The organism is Meiothermus sp. (genome assembly GCF_026004115.1).
Lineage (GTDB): Bacteria > Deinococcota > Deinococci > Deinococcales > Thermaceae > Meiothermus.
In genome coordinates this window covers 2,081,709-2,099,402 of record NZ_BPIM01000001.1, presented here as the reverse complement: position 1 = coordinate 2,099,402, position 17,694 = coordinate 2,081,709, and the positions used below count along the sequence as shown (strand labels likewise).

The window sequence follows — 17,694 nt, the reverse complement described above, 5'->3', positions numbered from 1 at the left end:
TATGCGGCCCTCTACTGAGAAGCAGCCAGCATATCCCTGGCTTCTTTTTTTCTTTGTTCTTGCGTACCCTCTTTTGTTTTTTCCTGGCACCCTTTTGGGTAGACCGGCAGTTATTACGCCTCTCGATAACATAATGGCTTCCGAGCAGTTTTTGTATCTACCCAAGTTATTGTTTTTGCTAGCTGTAGGTACCTTGGGGCTAATAGAAGTTAGAAAACAGATTACAATATCGGTTTTCTTGCTTATGCTACTTGCACATATAATACTAGTAGTTCTAAGTACTTTTAATGCCCACGACGAACTCACCTATAATCTCCTAGGGCCAAGTCAGCGATTCGATGGAATTTTGTATCACTTAGGACTATCTGCCATTGGCACTATAGCGTATCTGAATCTGAGAAATGCACCTCAACATTTTCACAAGATTGCTGTTGCTCTGGTATCGGGATGCTTTGTTCAGAGCTTGGTTGTAATTTTGCAAAGACTCAACCTTGACCCAGTAACACCGCTCCGGCTCTGGCAAGAATCTAACGTACCTCTCGGCACACTAGGACATCCAGGCATGGTAGCTGCACTGTTGCTACCGGGGACTCTAGTCGCACTTTGGCTGGCTATTGAAGAAAAACAGCCTCGCTACCGTCTTCTTTGGATAAGCGCCGCGCTGCTTTCAGCATATGGGCTGGGAATTACAAGCAATAGTGCAGCGTTTTATAGTTTAGTTGTGACACTAATTGCCATGAATTTTGTGAACAGGAATTGGCTTCTGATCTTCTTAAGCTGCTTATTGGTAGCTGCCGTTCTAATTCCTAGGGCAGTTCTGACCAGCCCCAGAAACTTTGAAAATAGTCAGAGTTACCTAGACACAAGCACTCTGGAAACTCGCTTCGTCATTTGGGAAATCGCCCTGAAAGCCATTCGAGAAACACCTCTCCAACCAATGTTGGGGGGCGGGCCGGATGCGCTTAAGTTAGCCCAATTGCGCAATCCTCCCTTCGATTTGCTTGCAAAACAATATGCTCTAGAGTTTCACTGGCCTAAGGACGCTACAGTTAAAGATGTCCATATCAAGAAATTTCCCGAGGAAAACATCAAGATCAGAGACCAATGGATCGCCTTCGAATTTGAACTATTCGATGGGCAAAAAAATGTAACCAAGGAGCACGGTTTTGCCATAGATAGAGCGCACAATTACGTTCTGGATCGCTGGCTGGCTTTCGGGTTAATTAGCGTTTTTGTATGGCTGATTTTGTGGCTGTATCCTGTGTATCTGACCCTGCGTCAGGGACACCGGTTGGGTTGGGTGCTCTTTGCACTTATGATCTACTATTTTGCGTGGTTTCCGGTGATGCAAGTGGAACCCATTCACCTGATTCTACTAGCCGCAGCATGGGCACTACCTCATACTTCAAGGCCAAAAAATGAAATCGCTGTTTAAGCTTTTCTCGTTGGGGATTCTTGGCCTACTCTTTTGGCTCTGGCAGCAGACCGCATCCCACCATGATCAGCCACCGTTATGGTTGATTGGTCTTGGAGTTGGTAGCTTAGTTCTGTTGACTTTCAAAACCCCGGCTTTTGTTTGGCTCTGGTGGGCAATGGGTCTGGTGACAGTGTTTTGGAGCTATACACCCAGCAATACTTTGCTGGTGGGATTGTGGGAGCTTGCCTACTTGGCCGCTTTTACCGCCGGAGGCCATCTGATAGGTTTTGTAGGGTTAAATGTTTTTTTGTTGGGCTATGGACTACTAACTACCCTCGCACTGGCCTGGTCTGGACTGGTGATGTACTTTTCAGGCTCGGCGCACTATGTGGCCGGAGCCCAGGCCCTGGTACTCGTTCCACTGGCTATGGTGTGGATGTTTCGCTCGAGATGGCCCCTTCTGGGTGGCCTCCTGCTAACGGGCGCCCTGTACCTGGCCCTGATGTCGGGGTCTCGAGCCGTCTATCTGCCCCTCTTACTCATTCTTGTTCTACTTCTATACCGGCTATGGCGAGAGCAAATTAGCGCTCCACGTATTTTGGCAGGGCTGGGCACTGTGGGCCTGGTTATATTTGCTATAGATACTGCTCTCCCATTTCACCCCATTCAAACTGCCCTGGGCACCCGTGCATCTATAGAACAACAGCTTAGCGATGCCACCACCGAGGGCAGCTTCGGCAGCCGACTTCAGATGTGGCAACAAACCCTGAACATTGCTCTGCAGGAGCCCCTGGGCACCGGCAATGGCAGTTTTCGGGATGTTCTGGCAGCCTATCAGCAATACCCGGGGGTACTCTTCAGCAGCGCCCACAACTACTACCTCGAGACCGCCGCCACTGGAGGCTGGCTGCGGCTGCTACTGCTGCTGGGAATACTGGGCTGGATACTCTGGCGTGGCTGGAATTCACCAGCCTGGCCCTGGGCGTTGGGGGCTGCGGGGCTATGGGCCACCCTGGCTTTTGACATCACCGGCATGTACCCAGCAGTGATGATGCTGGCCTTTGCCAGCCTGGGGGCCGTCTACGGGCAAATCCAGAGGCCAGGTGAGCAGACCGCCTGATCGGCCCAGATCAAATTTGGGCTTGGCTGTTCCGCTCGCTGGAATTGGATTGGCAGTTGGGCTCTTGGCCTGGTGGTACTGGCCCTGCACCCACAACTGCGCCAACACAAGGCATTTAGGTTATCGCCCCGAAGTATTGGCCGAGGCCGCCAAACTTTCCGGATCTGAGCGAGCGAGCGCTGTTGGAAAGAGCAGCCCAGCTTAACCCCAAAAGCCTGTGGGTTTACCGGGCCAAGCTGCAATACGCCCAGACGCCGGAAGAACAGCTTGCTACGCTATCTCAAATTAATCGCACTTTCCCCTTGGCCAGCCCTAGCTTCTATTGGCAACAAGCCCAGTTGGCGCTTCAGCTAGGGCGTAAAGAAGAGGCAATAGCCGCCCTCGAGGCTGGCTTGAAACACTTTCCCCCCGGTTTCCGGCCTGCAGGGGTGCCGTTGGGTCAGGGAATTCAGAAGACCTACCGGGATTGGAGCGTAGAGGCCCCTGCTCTGCTGAGGCAGCTTCAAAGCGAACGATAGGCAGCAAAGTTTCTTGTTGGCCTCTTCAGTAGGCCCCTTTACTCCAGACCACCGCCCATACCGTGCGGGCCAGCAAGTAGAAATCCAGCCAGGGCGACCAGTTACGCACGTAGTAGGTATCCAGCGCTACCCGCTGGGCATAGGTGGTGTCGTTGCGGCCCGAGACCTGCCACAGGCCGGTCATGCCGGGCAACACCTGGGTATAAAGCGAAAAACGGTCGCCGTAGCGCTCAACCTCGGCCTGCACGATGGGGCGTGGCCCCACCAGGCTCATCTCCCCCATTAGCACATTCCAGAGCTGTGGCAGCTCGTCCAGGCTGGTGCGGCGCAGCCAGGCCCCCACGCGGGTGATGCGGGGGTCGCGCCGCAGCTTGTGGTCGCGCTCCCACTCGGCCTTGAGGAGAGGGTCTTGCTCGAGGGCTTTTTGCAAAACCTCGTCGGCGTTATGTACCATGGTGCGAAACTTAAGCGCCTTGAAAGGCCTTCCGTCCTTGCCGATGCGTGGGTGAGCAAACAGCACCGGGCCACGTGAATCCAGGCGAATCAGGAGCGCCAGCAGGGCCAGCAGGGGCAGCAACAGCAGGCCCCCAAGCCCCACCCCCAGTAAATCGAGCCCTCGCTTGAGCCAGCGAGCCGAGGGTTGTAGCAGGTTGTGGCGCAAATCCAGGCCCAGGATGCCCCCCATATCGGTAGCCGATACCCATAAGCTGGCCATGCCAAACAGATTGGGAATCAGGGTTAGCCTGGGGAAGGCACTGCCATAGCGCTCGATAACCTCCAGGAGCCGCGCCCTCGAGGCACCGGGAATCGCCAGCACGGCATGGCGGATACCCCACTCCTGTGCTATTTTGGGGGCCAGTTCCAGTCCGCCCATCACCGGCAACCCCGCGAACTCGCCGCGCTTGGCCGGATCGTCGTCAAGAAACGCCACTGGCTTCAAGCCCAGTCCGGGCTGCTGCCGCAAGGCTTGCACCACCGCCTCGCCGGTCTTGCCTGCCCCCAACACCACCACCGGATAGCCCCACCAGGGCTGTGCGGAAAACCAGTGCCGCAGGAGGGCCCGGACGAGCGGAACCCCCACCAGGCTGAGCGCCCAGGCCACCAGAAAAATGGCCCGCGAATAGGTTTCGGCTTCCTTGAATAAGAAAGTGGTAGAGCCCAGCAGCAAATAGACCACCGTGGTAGCGGTAAAAACCCGGCGAATTTCCTCGGGAATGCTTAGCCCCACACCCGGATAGAGCCCCAGTAAGGCATAGACCGCCCCAAACAGGAACAAGGCTGGCCAAAGCTGCCAGTAGGTCTGGAACTCGTACACTCCACCCAGCTCGTAGCGCACCCAGACCGTTCCGGCCATCAGGGCCGCCAGGGTAAGAGCATCGCCCACTGCAAGCGTGGCAATGGTGAGCCAAGGTTTGCTGGCAACCACAGCGTTCGACCTGGCCATAGGATAGGGCAAAACCCTGGGAATACGAGACTGCATCTCCTTTAGCCTAGCGCCTGTTGCCAATTTTCTTGGGGCAAATGCCGCAGGTTCAGGAACTGGCATCCCAGAAGCGCCGGTGCAGGCTCAGGTGACGCTTAAGCGGCAATGGAAGCAAGCCATGGCGGCGGCCCATCTGATAACCCAGGAACTTGAGGGCGGCCTCGAGCCAGCCATACACAATCCAGCCCCAGGCACCATTTTGGGCCAGATGTGTGGTCATGTGCCGCACAAATCGAAGCCCTTCTCCACTGGTCTTGGCCCCCGCCAGCATCTCCCCTGCCTGACTTACAAACACCCCCACATCGAATAGTCGGCGAAACTGCTGAGAGAGGCTATAGTTATGCGAATGCCATACCCTGGCCTCGGCACTATAGGCCACCGAATGCCCTGCTCGGAGCAACTGGGCACACAAATACACATCCTCGTCCACAATCACCCAATCGGGGTAGCCCCCCATCGCCCAGAACACCTCGGCCCGCACCGCCGAGGCTACGTCGGAGTAAAAAAAAGTTTTGAAACCTTTCTGGGGGAGTTGGTCTAGAGTTTGCAGGTGGCTTTGAGCCGGATAGTTGAACTGTCGTCCAAAGGCTTCGGGGGGGTTGGCATCAGGATAGGGGATTTGACGGGCATAGGCTGCCACGGCTCTACCCTGCTCGATGGGTTCAATCAGCTTTTGCAGAAAGAATTCGTCTACAGGCAGGGCATCCTGGGTCATGAAAACCAGGGTTTCACCCTTCGCCAGCCGTGCTGCACGGTTGCGCGTTTCTCCATGATTGAATTCTGACTGGGGAATTACCTCAACCCGGCAGCCCATCTCTTTGGCAATTGCGGCCGTTTGGTCGGGAGAGGAAGAGTCTATGATGATGATCTCGAGGGGTTTGCGGGTTTGTCGCCAGAGGACCTCTGCGAGTGGACGAACATAGTATTCAGCTTTCCATGTAGGAATAATCACGGAAACCTTCATCTAAAGCCTACTCCCTACCCCACATCTGACGTTTGATTGCGTTGACCCACTCCAGGGGCATGATGCTTGAAATCGCGCCACGAACAAGTCCTTTATAGCTTTCAATAACCCTGGGATCAAAGTTTCTTAACCGTACTGAGAGCGCTGAACGCATTTGCGCATTTCTTTTCCGAACAGATAGTCCCTTTGGATTTAGGTCGCATCGCATAAGGATGTCACCAATCATGGCAATTTCAAAATGCTTTGCAATACGAAAAAATAGCTCATAGTCTTCTGAGGCCGGATATTCTTCGCTGTAAAACCCAACTGTGCGGATTGCTTCCGAGGTATACATCACCGAGGAGTGAACAAAAGGATTTTGTAAGTGCATGAATTTGCGCAAAAGCGCCGGATTCGCTGGAGGCCGCCAAATATAAAGTAGTCGCCCCTCTAGGTCTACAAATTCAGCATGTGTTCCTACAAGGCCCAATTTGGGGTTTGATTCAAAAAGTGCAAGTTGTTTGGTAAAACGGCCCGGGCAACGGTATGTCTCCCGCGTCAAGACGGGCAATGTAGGGGTATTCCTCCTGGAGGATTCGCCTCAGACCCGCATTCAAAGCCCCAACAATACCCAGGTTGTATGGTGTTCTCAGCAAATAAATGTTAGGCGACTATCGGATTTTGGTAGTTGTATAGGAATATCACTTCCGTCATCAACGACCCATATATCCAGTGCACTCAGCTTGATTTATCAAAGCATCCAGTGTTATTTCAAGACCTTTTGAGTCGTTGTACACAGGAATAAGAACTGCCAGCTTTTTCATGGAATTAGTTTGAAGACAGGGTTCTTAATCGCAGGTAAACCCAATGCTGTAGTTGAATGGCGGCCCAAACTCCTTGAAACAACAATAGCCTTAGCTTTGCCAAATAAGAACTGAGGATTTTCTCTAAGTGACAGTTTAGCCAGCGTACGGTGTGCTCTACACCATAAAACAAACTGCTCAAAACCGGAAAATTGCTTTAGGTTCTTAAGTTCCGAACGCACCTCATCCATCAACATTTTTGGAGATGGCGGTGTAGCTAAACGAACCATATCTACACGGTAAGCTGCCACTGGATAATCCACGAAACCCAAGGCGTTACGAGCCAACAAACGAATGTAATAGTCTCTATCCTCGAAAGAGACAGTTTCATCATACAGACCCAATCCTTTCTTTGAATCAAAACAATCTCGTCGCAAAAGTAAAGTTGGGCCTGGAGACCACCATCTTATTAGTAGTTCACGCTTTAAAGTATCGGTATTGCCAAAAATTCCTCTCCTTCTACCCTTAAATACAAGTGTGCCATCCTCATGTATCAAGTTACCGGAGGGGTCAATGATCCATGCATTGCCAATTATTCCAAACCAGTTGGGGTGTTCCTGCATAGATTCAATTCGTGCGGAGATGCCTCCAGGCAGCAGGTAATCATCACTGGCTACCAAAGTCACAAACTCACCCTTGGCTTTGGCTACCAAGCGGTTGAGGGTTTTTGTGAGACCCTGATTTTCTTGCTTTGTAAGTTCAAATCGTACAAAGGCATTTGGATGCTCAGTACGCCACTCTTGGATTACTTCGAAGGAGTTATCTGTCGAACCATCATCCGTAACTAGAACCTCGAGGTTGGACCAACCCTCTGTCAGCAGACTATCCAGACATTGGCGCACGTAGCGAGCGTGATTGTAGACTGGGATTAGCACACTCACCAGTGATTCGTTCATAGCTCTACACCCTTCACTCTGGACTGGAGTACATGCTTGGCCAGCAAGAACCCGCACGCCAACACCCATAATAAAGCAATAATCAGAGCCAAAGGCGCAGAAATAACCTTGATCAGCACAGCTATCCCCAGGCATAACAGCAGCAAACCCACATTTGACAAAGACGGTATCCAAATCCTCTTAAGACTCAAGGTTACGGTCAGAACCAGTAAATAGCCAGCATAGGCCGCCATCCAGCCAATACCTAAGCCCTGCAAACCAAATTGTTGCATTCCCCATAAGCTAAAGCCCAGCAGCATACCGCCACCCAAGGTTTCCGTTAGAAGGTAGGTGCGACTTGGCAAGACCGTCAATACCGCAAAGCCCAGCGTCCAGCTCACAAAACGTAGCAAATCCCCTACCAGTTGCCACTGCAATACACCGACAGTTGGTTTGAACTCCGATGAAAACAAAAGCGTGACAGCCACAGGAGCTAATACCAGCGAAAGTACAACCAGCGGGCTACCGAGCAGCAGCAGAAATTTCTGCTGAACGTCTATGGCTTTTTGGAAGGCTTGAGGTTGGTCTTTTAATGCCGACAAACGAGGATAAAAATCCTGACCCAGAGCACTCAGCAAAAAACCAATATATGCTGTTGAATAGAGTACCGCCGCTCTGTAATATCCTACGTTCTCCTGTCCAAGCTGATATAGCACCAGAAATGGCATGGCAAGCTGTACAGCACTACCGACGAGCTGGCTTCCGGTGTAGGGCAAACCAAAACGCAGCAGCAGTACCCTAGCTTCCTTTACCTTTGCGGCATTGGACGGTACTCTCGGTAAGTTCAGTTCCCCAACAAAGTAGGTTGATAGCACTATTTGGGCCACTGGCATACCTAATACCAGCCAAGGTACTGCCGCTTCACGCCAAAACCAGACCAGTACAACTCCCCAAACCGCCCCAAACACACTGGAAATTGCCGTCACTTGGGCCAGTATTCTCACCCGATGATGCGCATTGATAATACCGATTTGCACCCCAGCTGCTAAACTCAATAGCATCGCCAACACAACCAGTACCACCACCCAAAACGGGCTGTCCGCTAGCATATGGTCGGCAATAGGTTGGCTAAAAATAAGCATCATCAGGGCCACGGAGCCTGAAAAATATAGGTAGATTTGCCAGGCAGCCTTTTGCAAGGCGGCTATGGCTGTCAGGTCATCTTTGCTAGCATAAAGTGCACCAAAGCGCACCAAGCCCGATGAAAGACCCACGCCAGCCGTCAAGGCTGCCAAGCCCAATAAACCTTGCAACAATCCAAGCAGCCCTACCCCTTCCGGCCCCACCAAAACCGCATAAGCCTTGTTCGAGACAAAACCTGCCAGCAGGCTTACGAACGAGCCGCTACCCAGAACTAGAGTGGCCTTCAGTATCGAGCCCATGCAAAGGACTGGACAGCTTCCACCACACGACCTGCCTGCTCCATACTCAGGTGCGGACCAATCGGTAAGGAAAGCACCTCCCGATGAATGGCTTCGGAGAGGGGGAGGCTTCCTTCTGGCAGCTGCATCTCAACATAGGCTCGCTGAAGGTGAGGGGGGATGGGATAGTGAATAAGGGTACTGATACCTCTATCTTCAAGGTGCCTTTGCAAGCGATCCCGCTCTGGGGAGCGAACCACAAACAAATGCCAAACAGGCTCGGCCCAGTCGGGCACATAGGGCAACATCAGACCGGTATCAGCCAGCTCTCTGAGGTAGAAAGCAGCGATCTTTTGGCGACGTGCATTCCATTCGTCAAGGTGAACCAGTTTGACCCCAAGTGCTGCGGCCTGAAGTGGGTCAAGGCGGCTGTTGTAGCCCGTTATCTCGTTGACATATTTGACCTTGGAGCCATAGTTGCGCAGCATTCGGACTATTTCGGCAACCTCGCGGTTATTGGTAGTAACAGCCCCTGCATCTCCCATCGCGCCCAGGTTTTTGCCGGGGTAGAAACTCCAAGCCACTGCATCGCCGTGTGCCCCAATTCTTTGTCCTTTGTAACGTGCCCCATGCGCCTGCGCCGCATCTTCAAGCACCCGCAAGTTATATCGCTGGGCAATAGACAGAATCGGATCGAGATCAGCTGGCTGGCCATACAGGTGAACAGGAATAATGGCCCTTGTGCGGGGTGTTATAGCAGCCTCTACAAGCTCGGGATTCAGGTTGTAGGTGCGTTCCTCCGGCTCGACAGGCACTGGTTTTGCGCCCGTGTAAGACACCGCCAGCCAGGTAGCAATATAGGTGTTGCTGGGCACAATTACCTCATCGCCAGGGCCTATGCCAAAAGCTCTCAACACCAGATGCAAGGCATCAAGTCCGTTCCCGACACCCACACAAAACTCCGCTCCACAATACTCGGCAAAGGCTGCCTCGAAGGCTTCTACATCCGAACCACCGATGTACCAGCCACTATCCAACGAGCGCAGAACAGCACTGTCAATCTCCGTCTTGAGTTCGTGGTAAGCGGCTTTGAGATCCAGAAAAGGCACTCTATCCATTGCGAACCATCTTTACAAATTCAGCATAGTCTCGGATGTAGTCAGCCTCATCGAAGTAATTTGATGCGAGAACCAAGCAGACCGAGGCCGAGGAAAAGTTATCCATTTCACGCCAAATCATTCGAGGCACATACAAGCCAAAATAAGAACGGTTCAAATGAAAGCGATGCCGCACATAGCCATCATCAAGGATAATGTCAAAACTTCCAGAAGCTGCGATAATGAGTTGTTCTAGTTCGTGGTGCGCATGACCCCCCCGTACTTCACCACCAGGCACATCGTAAAGGTAATAAACACGCTTGATTTCAAAGGGAACGTGGCGATTTTCCTCGACAAAGGTCAGGTTTCCCCTGGGATCACTAATCTTGGGAAGGGTTATAATTCGCACTTGGTCAAGTGGCATGTTTCTCCTTTAGGCCCACACTAGCTCTACAGCCAATCCATCTGAAGCCACATACACTGCACTCATCGAGGTCTCTGCTAGTTTAGAACCAGGCATATGACTTGAAGAACCTACTACCCAAGCCTGCTTGACTCCACGGCCCTCAAAGCGGGCCACTTGATATTCAGGAAAATAAAAAGCTCGCACCTTCCTAATAATCACTTCACTGGTCATATCAAGAGAAATTATCGAATCTCTAGTAAGGTCAAGCGATTTGCGATTATAGAGGCTTGCTTGACTGTGATTTTGAGGTATACCCCTGATGGGCTTGGAAATTAGGAGTTCTAGGTATTGCTGATAGAGCTCAAAGGCGTGATCCATATAGAGTTGATATAACTGGCGGGCCGTTATAGAAATACCTATCGGAAAGGCAATTTGACCAACAATATCACCATCATCAACACCGGCGCTTAATGTATGCAAAGTGACGCCAGATTCTCTTTCACCATTCAAAATCGGCCAGATTGACGTATAAACACCACGATACTTCGGCAACTTCGAAAAATGAATGTTATATAGACGCTGCGAAATAAAACGGTCAATCCGAATGATCTTGTTATACTCCAAAGAAATGAGCACCAACTCTGGCTCAGAAGCATATTCATAAATATCCTTTGTTATCGCGACCCCCGAAGCTTTAGCAACCCCTAAAAGTGATGGATACCAAGTTTCATAGCCTTTATCATCATTATTTGGACAAGCCACAAGTGAACAATTCAAATTATGAGTTTTCAAAAACGACAGGGTATAGCGCAAAGCGTTTGCAGCTATCTGACCTTTTCCACACAACAGTAATATCTTTGGTAAGAGACTAGACATAGCTTGCTCATATTATGAAAGGTTTTGCTTCATCAGTTCGGTCAAAACCAACGCATAAGACGAAAACCGCCTTCCAGAACCCGTTGAGTTTATCTGTTCGCCAACCCAAATCAACTCCAACCCACAACAAACTCCCAATCTGCACCCAGAAGACGACCCCCTCCTCGCCTATAGAGGCGTTGATCGGCTTCAGCCTTCTGGGTTATCCCGGCGCCACAGCGCAGAAGTAAACTCGAGAAAATCGCCCAAGCGTTCCTCCAGGATGGTCTTCAAAATCGGCAGGGATAGTGCCTGATAGTCGTGAACAGCTACATTGCAGAAGCCAACCATACGCTGCATTCGACGCGCCAGATCGGCTGAAATAAAGCCTGCTTCCTGCAATAGGCGAAAAGCATCACGCGAGCTTTGCGGCAGACCCAGATGATGCAAGCGCACCATATACATGGCCAGGTCAATAGACGCCTCACAAGCCCGTAAAAGGTTCAGGATAATGGCATCCTGGCGGGTGAAATTCACAAATAGCTCGTCTTCGTGACCTCGATACGCTTCAAACAGCGCTCGATGGTAGCCGCCTTACCCAAAAGCACTTCATCCATAAATCCGCCCCCTGCGGCGGATCTCTTCCAGGATGGGCCGCCGTTCGTCTTGCAGGTAGCAGTACTCCTTTAGCACTCGAATCTCGAACAAATCGCAGCGCAGGCGGTTTGCACAAAACACACGTCGGTCCTGTGTCACGATGCTTACTTGCAAGGTGGGAGGTACGGCATTCAGGTCTAGCAGGTCTAACTCGCTGGGCGGGCCGTTCTGGGGGTACTGTTCCTGCAGGGAGACCAGCTCTTCGGACAGCATGAATAGTGTCCAGGGGTCATAAGGAGCAAGGCCCAAAACGGCTATGTCCAGGTCGCTGCCCGGGTGGGCCTGGCCTGTGGCCTGGGAGCCATACACGTAGATGGCCAGGGGTGAAAGCCGCGCTCGAATGTGTGCGAGGATGACCTCGAGGGTTTCTCGAGCTACTGCTGCCATAGGGCCATTGTACGCTCACGCTCCGTGGTAACCTCCAGCTCAGCGCCGCAGTGACCGGGGCTTGGCGGTCCCCTCAAACCACCGTATAAGCACCACCCCCGCCACAAACCCCCCGATATGCGCCCAGAAGGCTATGCCTTCCTCTCCCATGAAGTCCCCTACAAACTGAATCAGGAGCCAGTAGCCCAGGTAGAGAACCGCCGGGATGGGAACGGGAATCCAGCCCACCAGCGACAGAATAAGCGCCCTGGGATAAAGCACAATGTACGCCCCGAGCAAGGCCGAGATGGCGCCCGAGGCGCCGATCATGGGTATTTCGCTGGAAAAGCCCCCCATCAGACCCTGCATAAAAGCCGCCAGCACACCCCCCAGCAGGTAGAACTGCAAAAAGCGCCAGTGTCCCAGGCGGTCTTCGATGTTGTCGCCGAAGACCCACAAAAACCACAGATTACCCAAAATATGCAGGATACTCCCATGCAGGAACATGCTGCTGAAAAGCGTGAACCACTCGCTCAAAGGGTCGGCCACAAACCGCGCAGGCACGAAACCGTATGCTTGGATCACTGCAGCGGGATCGGTGAGGAAAAACGCATACACAAAGCCCAGCAGGTTCAGGACAATCAGCAGGTAAACCACATAAGGGCGCCGATGAGCCCTGTTAATGTCGTGCAGCGGAAACATGTCAACAGCCTACCTTATCCCCCGGGCAGGAAGTCGGCATTGTGCTTGACAAACATAGCGGGTTCAGAAGTTAAAAGCCAGGCCAACACGGCCCTTCCAGACCAGACGGGGGTCGTTGACCCACTGGTGGACGTTGAGGTTGAGGGGGGGCCCCAGGGTATCACCGGGGTTATAGCGGGTAGAGCCCACCTGGATGGTACTCTCCAGGAAGTAGTCCACCCCCAGATCCAGCAGCAGGCTGAACTGGCTGTCCAGGAAGTAGCCTGCCCGCACCCCACCGCCAAAGCCGAACTGGTTGGAAGCCAGTGCGTTGGAAGAGCTACCCACCGTGACCGAGCCCGAAAACAGGTTGTAGCGAGCGCCCAGGTAGGGGCTGAGGGTGAAAGCGCTCTGGAAGTCGAAGGAATAGGACACGTCCAGGCCCAGGGTAATGTTCTGGGCGTTTTCGCTGCTGGGAGCAAATACGCTGTTGTCCACGGCGTCGGCCTGGGAATAAGCCAGCCCAAAGCGCACCCCGATTTTTTCACCCCCGATGTTGAACAGTCCCAGGCCAATCTCGCCAGAGAGCCCATTGAACCAGCCAGCGTTTAGCTGGAGAGAGAAGGTGTTGTCCCTGGCCCAGGCCAGGCTCAATGCCAGTACCCATACCACCGCGATTGCTCGTACCATATGCACCTCGTTTGCAATTCCAACGCACCGCTCAAGCTGTGTGTTACCTGCAGAAGGATAATGCAGGATGCACGGACTAATCAACTATGGGGTGTATCTCGGCAGCCCAAAACGAAAGTCGATCGGTTTTTTGCGACCCTGAGGTGCACTCGAGGGGGAAGCAATACAGGCAACCCTCAAGCCCGCGAGCTTACTGGGCCACTTTGGATCGCTTCGTCGGCCTACAGCCGCCTCGCCAGGTTCAGCAGTGTGATGGGCCTCAAGCGCAAGGTACATCCAAAAAGCAAAACTCCCCGGCGGGCGGGGAGTTACCGGAGAAGGTGGACTCATCCGTTGACGCGCACCTCGATGCGGCGCGGCTGGGCTGCTTCGGCCTTAGGAATGTCGAGGTAGAGGATGCCGTGCTTGAAGTTGGCCTCAATCTTGCCGAGGTCGTAGGTGTTGGGGATCACGAAGCTGCGCTCAAACTTGCCATAGACCCCCTCCAGCCGCCACTGGTTGGCATTTTCGGGCTTGCTGAAGGGCCGCTCGGCCTTGATGGTGAGGGTGTTGTTCTCCGTAGTTACCTCGACCTGGCTGGGTTCCACACCCGGCAGGTAGACCGCCAGATGTACCCCCTGGGCGTCCTCGAGGGCATCCACCAGCGGGGTGTTGGCGCTTTCGGTGGCGGGGGTGAAGAAGTTGCGCAGCAGCGCGTTCTGGATTTGCTCAATCTCACGGAAAGGGTTGTATCGAATCATAGCAACCTCCTTTACGGAGAAAAGTATAAAACTTGAGTATATTGTTGTCAAGTATAGTTAGCCAGTTTGCTAAAAAATCATTAGGGCGTTGCTACACTGCGCTCACCGGGTCATTCTGGGGAGATGCAGCCGACAAGGAACTGAAGTAACGCGGTTTTGTTAGCCTGTGATGTACCAGATTCCTCGCTTCGCTCGGAATGACATAAGCAAAATGTATGTACAAAGCGCACGGCACAAGAGATGGGTGAACTCTGGCCCCTGCGCCGCGCCGCAGCGCGGCGTGAAAGACCTTGCAGTAACGCTCCTGCCAAATAAAACCTCCCCTTTCGGGGAGGGCAGGAGAAGACAATACGTGGAGCGAATTGGTTTTATTCTGCCACAACTGGACCTGTAAAGCTGGTCAAAACCGGCAGGTTACAAGTTTACAAGTAGGGTTGCAATTTCTGCACCAGCATATGCTTGGGTGCAGCCCCCACAATCCGCTCCACCGGCTGTCCGTTCTTGAAGAGGATCAGGGTGGGGATGCCCTGCACGTGGTAGGCACTCTGGGCCAGAGGGTGGTGGTCTACGTTGAGCTTGACGACTTTGAGCCGACCCGCATACTCGCGGGCGAGTTCCTCGAGCACCGGCGCAATCACCCGGCAGGGCCCGCACCACTCGGCCCAGAAGTCTACCAGCACCGGTACACCGGCCTCGAGTTCGGGGGTCAGGCCCTGGTGGGCATTGACCAGCCAGGGCAGGGGCTTCTTGCAGGCCCCACACACCGGCACCTGACCGGCAGGGGGCCTGCCCAAACGGTTCTTGGCACCGCAATGAACGCAGGAGGTGATGTTGTCGTTGGCCGTCATACAAACAATTTACGGAAAGGTAGGAGCCCAGGGCCAGCAGCTCAGGCCATGGCCGCTTTGCGGGTCTCAAACTGCAAGCCCAGAGGGCCGGGGGTAACGTAGACGGTGGTGCCGTCCGGCACCTCGCCCGAGAGAATCTTGCGCGAGAGTGGGGTCTCGATTTCCTTCTGGATGACGCGCTTGAGGGGCCGGGCCCCAAAGACCGGGTCGTAGCCCCGCTCGGCGATAAACTGCAGGGCTTCGGGCGACATTTCCAGGCTGATGCGCCGTTCGGCCAGGCGCTTGCGTACCGCCGAGAGCTGAATTTCCACAATGGCGGCAATTTGTTCCTTAGCCAGCGGACGGAAGACCACAATTTCATCCAGGCGGTTCAGGAACTCAGGGCGGAAGTGCTGTTGCAGGATGCCAAACACGCGTTCGCGGATGGTCTCGTAGCTCTGGCCGGACTGGATGCCCTCGAATATGAGGGGCGAACCGATGTTGGAGGTGAGGATGATGGCGGTGTTGCGGAAGTCTACCGTGCGGCCCTGCCCGTCCGTCAGGCGGCCATCGTCGAGCACCTGCAAGAGGGTGTTGAACACGTCGGGGTGGGCTTTTTCGATTTCGTCGAAGAGGATTACCGCGTAGGGGCGGCGGCGCACCGCCTCGGTGAGCTGGCCCCCCTCCTCGTAGCCCACATAGCCTGGAGGCGCTCCAATGAGCCTGGCCACGGTGTGCTTCTCCTGGTACTCCGACATGTCGATGCGCACCATGTTTTCTTCGGTATCGAAGAGGCTGGCGGCCAGGGTCTTGGCCAGCTCGGTTTTACCGACGCCCGTAGGGCCCAGAAACAGGAAGGAGCCGATGGGCCGGTTGGGGTCTTTGAGGCCCGCCCGGGCGCGGCGAATGGCGTCCGCCACCGCGCTGATGGCCTCGTCCTGCCCTACCACGCGGGCGTGGAGTTCCTCCTCGAGGCGCAGGAGCTTCTCCCTTTCGCCTTCCATCAGCTTGCTCACCGGAATACCCGTCCAACGGCTCACGATGCCCGCGATGTCCTCCTCGGCCACCATGGGGCGCACGAAACGGGCGCTCGCCATGCGGTCGGAGAGCTCGTTGACCTCCTGCTCGAGCCGGGGCAGCTCCCCGTAGCGAAGCTGGGCGGCCTTGTTGAGGTCGTAGGCCCGCTCGGCCTGCTCGATCTGGGTACGTACTTCGTCGAGGCGCTGCTGGGCCGCGCGGAGCTTCTGCATTAACTCGCGCTCGGCCTCCCAAAGGGCCTGCTGCTTGTGAATCTCCTCGGTGAGTTCGGCAATTTCTTTTTCCAGTTCTCCCAGCCTGAACTTGCTCTCGGCGTCGGTTTCTTTCTTCAGGGCCTCGCGTTCGATCTCGAGCTGGAGTTTCTTGCGGTTAAGGGTATCGATGGTCTCGGGGCTGCTTTCCAGGGCCATGCGCAACCGGGCAGCGGCCTCGTCAATCAGGTCTATGGCCTTGTCGGGCAGGCGGCGATCCGAGATGTAGCGGTGCGAGAGCTGGGCGGCGGCAATCAGGGCAGGGTCAGAGATGCGCACCCCGTGGTGCACCTCGTACTTCTCCTTGATGCCGCGCAGGATGCTCACGGTGTCCTCTACGCTGGGCTCGTCCACAAACACCGGCTGGAAGCGGCGCTCGAGGGCTGCGTCCTTCTCGATTTCGCGGTACTCGTCCAGGGTCGTAGCCCCAATCAGGTGCAGCTCACCCCGGGCCAGCGCGGGCTTGAGCATGTTGCCCGCATCCACCGCGCCTTCGGCCTTGCCGGCCCCCACCACGGTGTGCAGCTCGTCAATGAACAGGATAATCTGCCCCGCGCTCTGGATGGTCTCCTGCATGACCGCCTTGAGCCGCTCCTCGAACTCGCCGCGGTACTTGGCCCCGGCCAGGAGCGAACCCATCTGCAAGCTCACGATGCGCTTGCCCTTGAGCCCCTCGGGCACGTCGCCCTTCACAATGCGCTGGGCCAGCCCTTCGGCAATGGCCGTCTTGCCCACCCCCGGCTCGCCGATCAAGACCGGGTTGTTCTTGGTGCGACGCAACAGAATTTGAATGGTACGCCGGATTTCCTCGTCGCGCCCAATCACGGGGTCGAGTTTGCCCTGCTCGGCCAGTTTGGTCAGGTCTATGCCGTATTGCTCGAGGGCATTGTAGGTTCCTTCGGCATGTTCAGATTCCACCTTCTTACCTCCCCTCATCTCCAGCAGCGCCGACCGTATGGCGCTGGCATTGAGCCCCCCATAGCCAGTCTCGGCCAGGGCCAGGGTGAGCGTATCTATGGCGACAAACTTGTCCTTTAATTCTGCCGCCAGCTTTTCCGAGCGCTCGAGGACGCTCGAGAGCTTACCCGAAAGATACTGCCCTCCCTCGGCCCCCGAAACCCTGGGGTAGCTCCCCAGGTCGCGGCTGGCGGTCTGCTGCACCGCCTGCAGGTTCTGCCCCGCCCGCTTCAAAAGCTGTGCGGGCAACCCCGAAGGGTCGCGGAACAGCACCGAGGCCAGATGCCCCACATCCATTTGCTGGTTCGAGTTCTCCCGGGCCAGCACCTGGGTCTGGGCCACCGCCTGCCGAGCTTGTTCGGTCCAACGCTCCAAGTTCATACTAAAAATAGTATGAAACTTGAGCGTATTATTGTCAAGTCAAATGAGCCGATTACACAATATACAGGTTAAGGCCATAGGGGCATTCTAAGGCCTTGTCAGCGCCGA

At 54.5% G+C, this 17,694-nt stretch carries 18 protein-coding genes; 3 read left to right on the top strand and 15 right to left on the bottom strand.

What is annotated here, in order from left to right; genetic code table 11:
• Nucleotide 1: 1 nt before the first annotated feature.
• The 3 genes from Q0X23_RS10140 (at nt 2) to Q0X23_RS10130 (ending at nt 3,055) form a co-directional block, all read left to right on the top strand.
• Nucleotides 2–1,435, top strand: coding sequence for an O-antigen ligase (locus Q0X23_RS10140; RefSeq protein ID WP_297860183.1), 1,434 nt, complete (start codon nt 2–4; stop codon nt 1,433–1,435).
• A gap of 157 nt (nt 1,436–1,592) precedes the next feature.
• Nucleotides 1,593–2,537, top strand: coding sequence for an O-antigen ligase family protein (locus tag Q0X23_RS10135; protein WP_297860182.1), 945 nt, complete (start codon nt 1,593–1,595; stop codon nt 2,535–2,537).
• A gap of 182 nt (nt 2,538–2,719) precedes the next feature.
• On the top strand, nt 2,720–3,055 hold the full coding sequence (locus tag Q0X23_RS10130; protein ID WP_297860181.1) for a hypothetical protein: 336 nt from the start codon (nt 2,720–2,722) through the stop codon (nt 3,053–3,055).
• A 25-nt stretch (nt 3,056–3,080) separates the two neighbouring features.
• Here the strand turns inward: Q0X23_RS10130 and wbaP are convergent, their stop codons facing one another.
• The 15 genes from wbaP to clpB form a co-directional block, all read right to left on the bottom strand.
• Nucleotides 3,081–4,535 (bottom strand): undecaprenyl-phosphate galactose phosphotransferase WbaP, encoded by a 1,455-nt coding sequence (wbaP, locus tag Q0X23_RS10125; RefSeq protein WP_297860180.1) that lies wholly within the window; start codon nt 4,533–4,535, stop codon nt 3,081–3,083.
• A 52-nt stretch (nt 4,536–4,587) separates the two neighbouring features.
• Nucleotides 4,588–5,502 (bottom strand): glycosyltransferase family 2 protein, encoded by a 915-nt coding sequence (locus tag Q0X23_RS10120; protein ID WP_297860179.1) that lies wholly within the window; start codon nt 5,500–5,502, stop codon nt 4,588–4,590.
• A gap of 7 nt (nt 5,503–5,509) precedes the next feature.
• Nucleotides 5,510–6,043 carry a hypothetical protein gene (locus Q0X23_RS10115; protein ID WP_297860178.1) on the bottom strand — a complete coding sequence of 178 codons (534 nt, stop codon included), beginning with the start codon at nt 6,041–6,043 and terminating at the stop codon, nt 5,510–5,512.
• Nucleotides 6,044–6,301: 258 nt separating this feature from the next.
• Complete coding sequence (locus Q0X23_RS10110; protein ID WP_297860177.1) at nt 6,302–7,240, bottom strand: glycosyltransferase; 939 nt, start codon at nt 7,238–7,240, stop codon at nt 6,302–6,304.
• Nucleotides 7,237–8,661 (bottom strand): oligosaccharide flippase family protein, encoded by a 1,425-nt coding sequence (locus Q0X23_RS10105; RefSeq protein ID WP_297860176.1) that lies wholly within the window; start codon nt 8,659–8,661, stop codon nt 7,237–7,239. The genes Q0X23_RS10110 and Q0X23_RS10105 overlap by 4 nt, the downstream gene beginning before the upstream one ends.
• Complete coding sequence (locus Q0X23_RS10100) at nt 8,646–9,758, bottom strand: DegT/DnrJ/EryC1/StrS aminotransferase family protein (protein ID WP_297860175.1); 1,113 nt, start codon at nt 9,756–9,758, stop codon at nt 8,646–8,648. The genes Q0X23_RS10105 and Q0X23_RS10100 overlap by 16 nt, the downstream gene beginning before the upstream one ends.
• On the bottom strand, nt 9,751–10,161 hold the full coding sequence (locus Q0X23_RS10095) for an FdtA/QdtA family cupin domain-containing protein (protein ID WP_297860174.1): 411 nt from the start codon (nt 10,159–10,161) through the stop codon (nt 9,751–9,753). Before Q0X23_RS10095 ends, Q0X23_RS10100 begins: the two co-directional genes overlap by 8 nt.
• Before the next feature lie 9 nt (nt 10,162–10,170).
• A complete protein-coding gene (locus Q0X23_RS10090) occupies nt 10,171–11,019 on the bottom strand; it encodes a formyltransferase family protein (RefSeq protein WP_297860173.1) in 849 nt (282 codons plus the stop codon).
• A gap of 189 nt (nt 11,020–11,208) precedes the next feature.
• A complete protein-coding gene (locus tag Q0X23_RS10085; protein ID WP_297860172.1) occupies nt 11,209–11,535 on the bottom strand; it encodes a DUF86 domain-containing protein in 327 nt (108 codons plus the stop codon).
• A 72-nt stretch (nt 11,536–11,607) separates the two neighbouring features.
• Nucleotides 11,608–12,042, bottom strand: a complete 435-nt coding sequence (locus tag Q0X23_RS10080; RefSeq protein ID WP_297860171.1) for a nucleotidyltransferase domain-containing protein — start codon at nt 12,040–12,042, stop codon at nt 11,608–11,610.
• A gap of 39 nt (nt 12,043–12,081) precedes the next feature.
• Nucleotides 12,082–12,723, bottom strand: a complete 642-nt coding sequence (locus Q0X23_RS10075) for a rhomboid family intramembrane serine protease (RefSeq protein ID WP_297860170.1) — start codon at nt 12,721–12,723, stop codon at nt 12,082–12,084.
• Between the two features lie 63 nt (nt 12,724–12,786).
• Nucleotides 12,787–13,392 carry an outer membrane beta-barrel protein gene (locus Q0X23_RS10070; RefSeq protein WP_297860169.1) on the bottom strand — a complete coding sequence of 202 codons (606 nt, stop codon included), beginning with the start codon at nt 13,390–13,392 and terminating at the stop codon, nt 12,787–12,789.
• A 326-nt stretch (nt 13,393–13,718) separates the two neighbouring features.
• Nucleotides 13,719–14,132, bottom strand: a complete 414-nt coding sequence (locus tag Q0X23_RS10065) for an Hsp20/alpha crystallin family protein (RefSeq protein WP_297860168.1) — start codon at nt 14,130–14,132, stop codon at nt 13,719–13,721.
• Between the two features lie 422 nt (nt 14,133–14,554).
• Entirely contained in the window at nt 14,555–14,980 is a 426-nt protein-coding gene (gene trxA, locus Q0X23_RS10060) for a thioredoxin (RefSeq protein ID WP_297860167.1), read from the bottom strand.
• 41 nt (nt 14,981–15,021) lie between these two features.
• Nucleotides 15,022–17,586 (bottom strand): ATP-dependent chaperone ClpB, encoded by a 2,565-nt coding sequence (gene clpB / locus Q0X23_RS10055; RefSeq protein WP_297860166.1) that lies wholly within the window; start codon nt 17,584–17,586, stop codon nt 15,022–15,024.
• Nucleotides 17,587–17,694 lie beyond the last annotated feature (108 nt).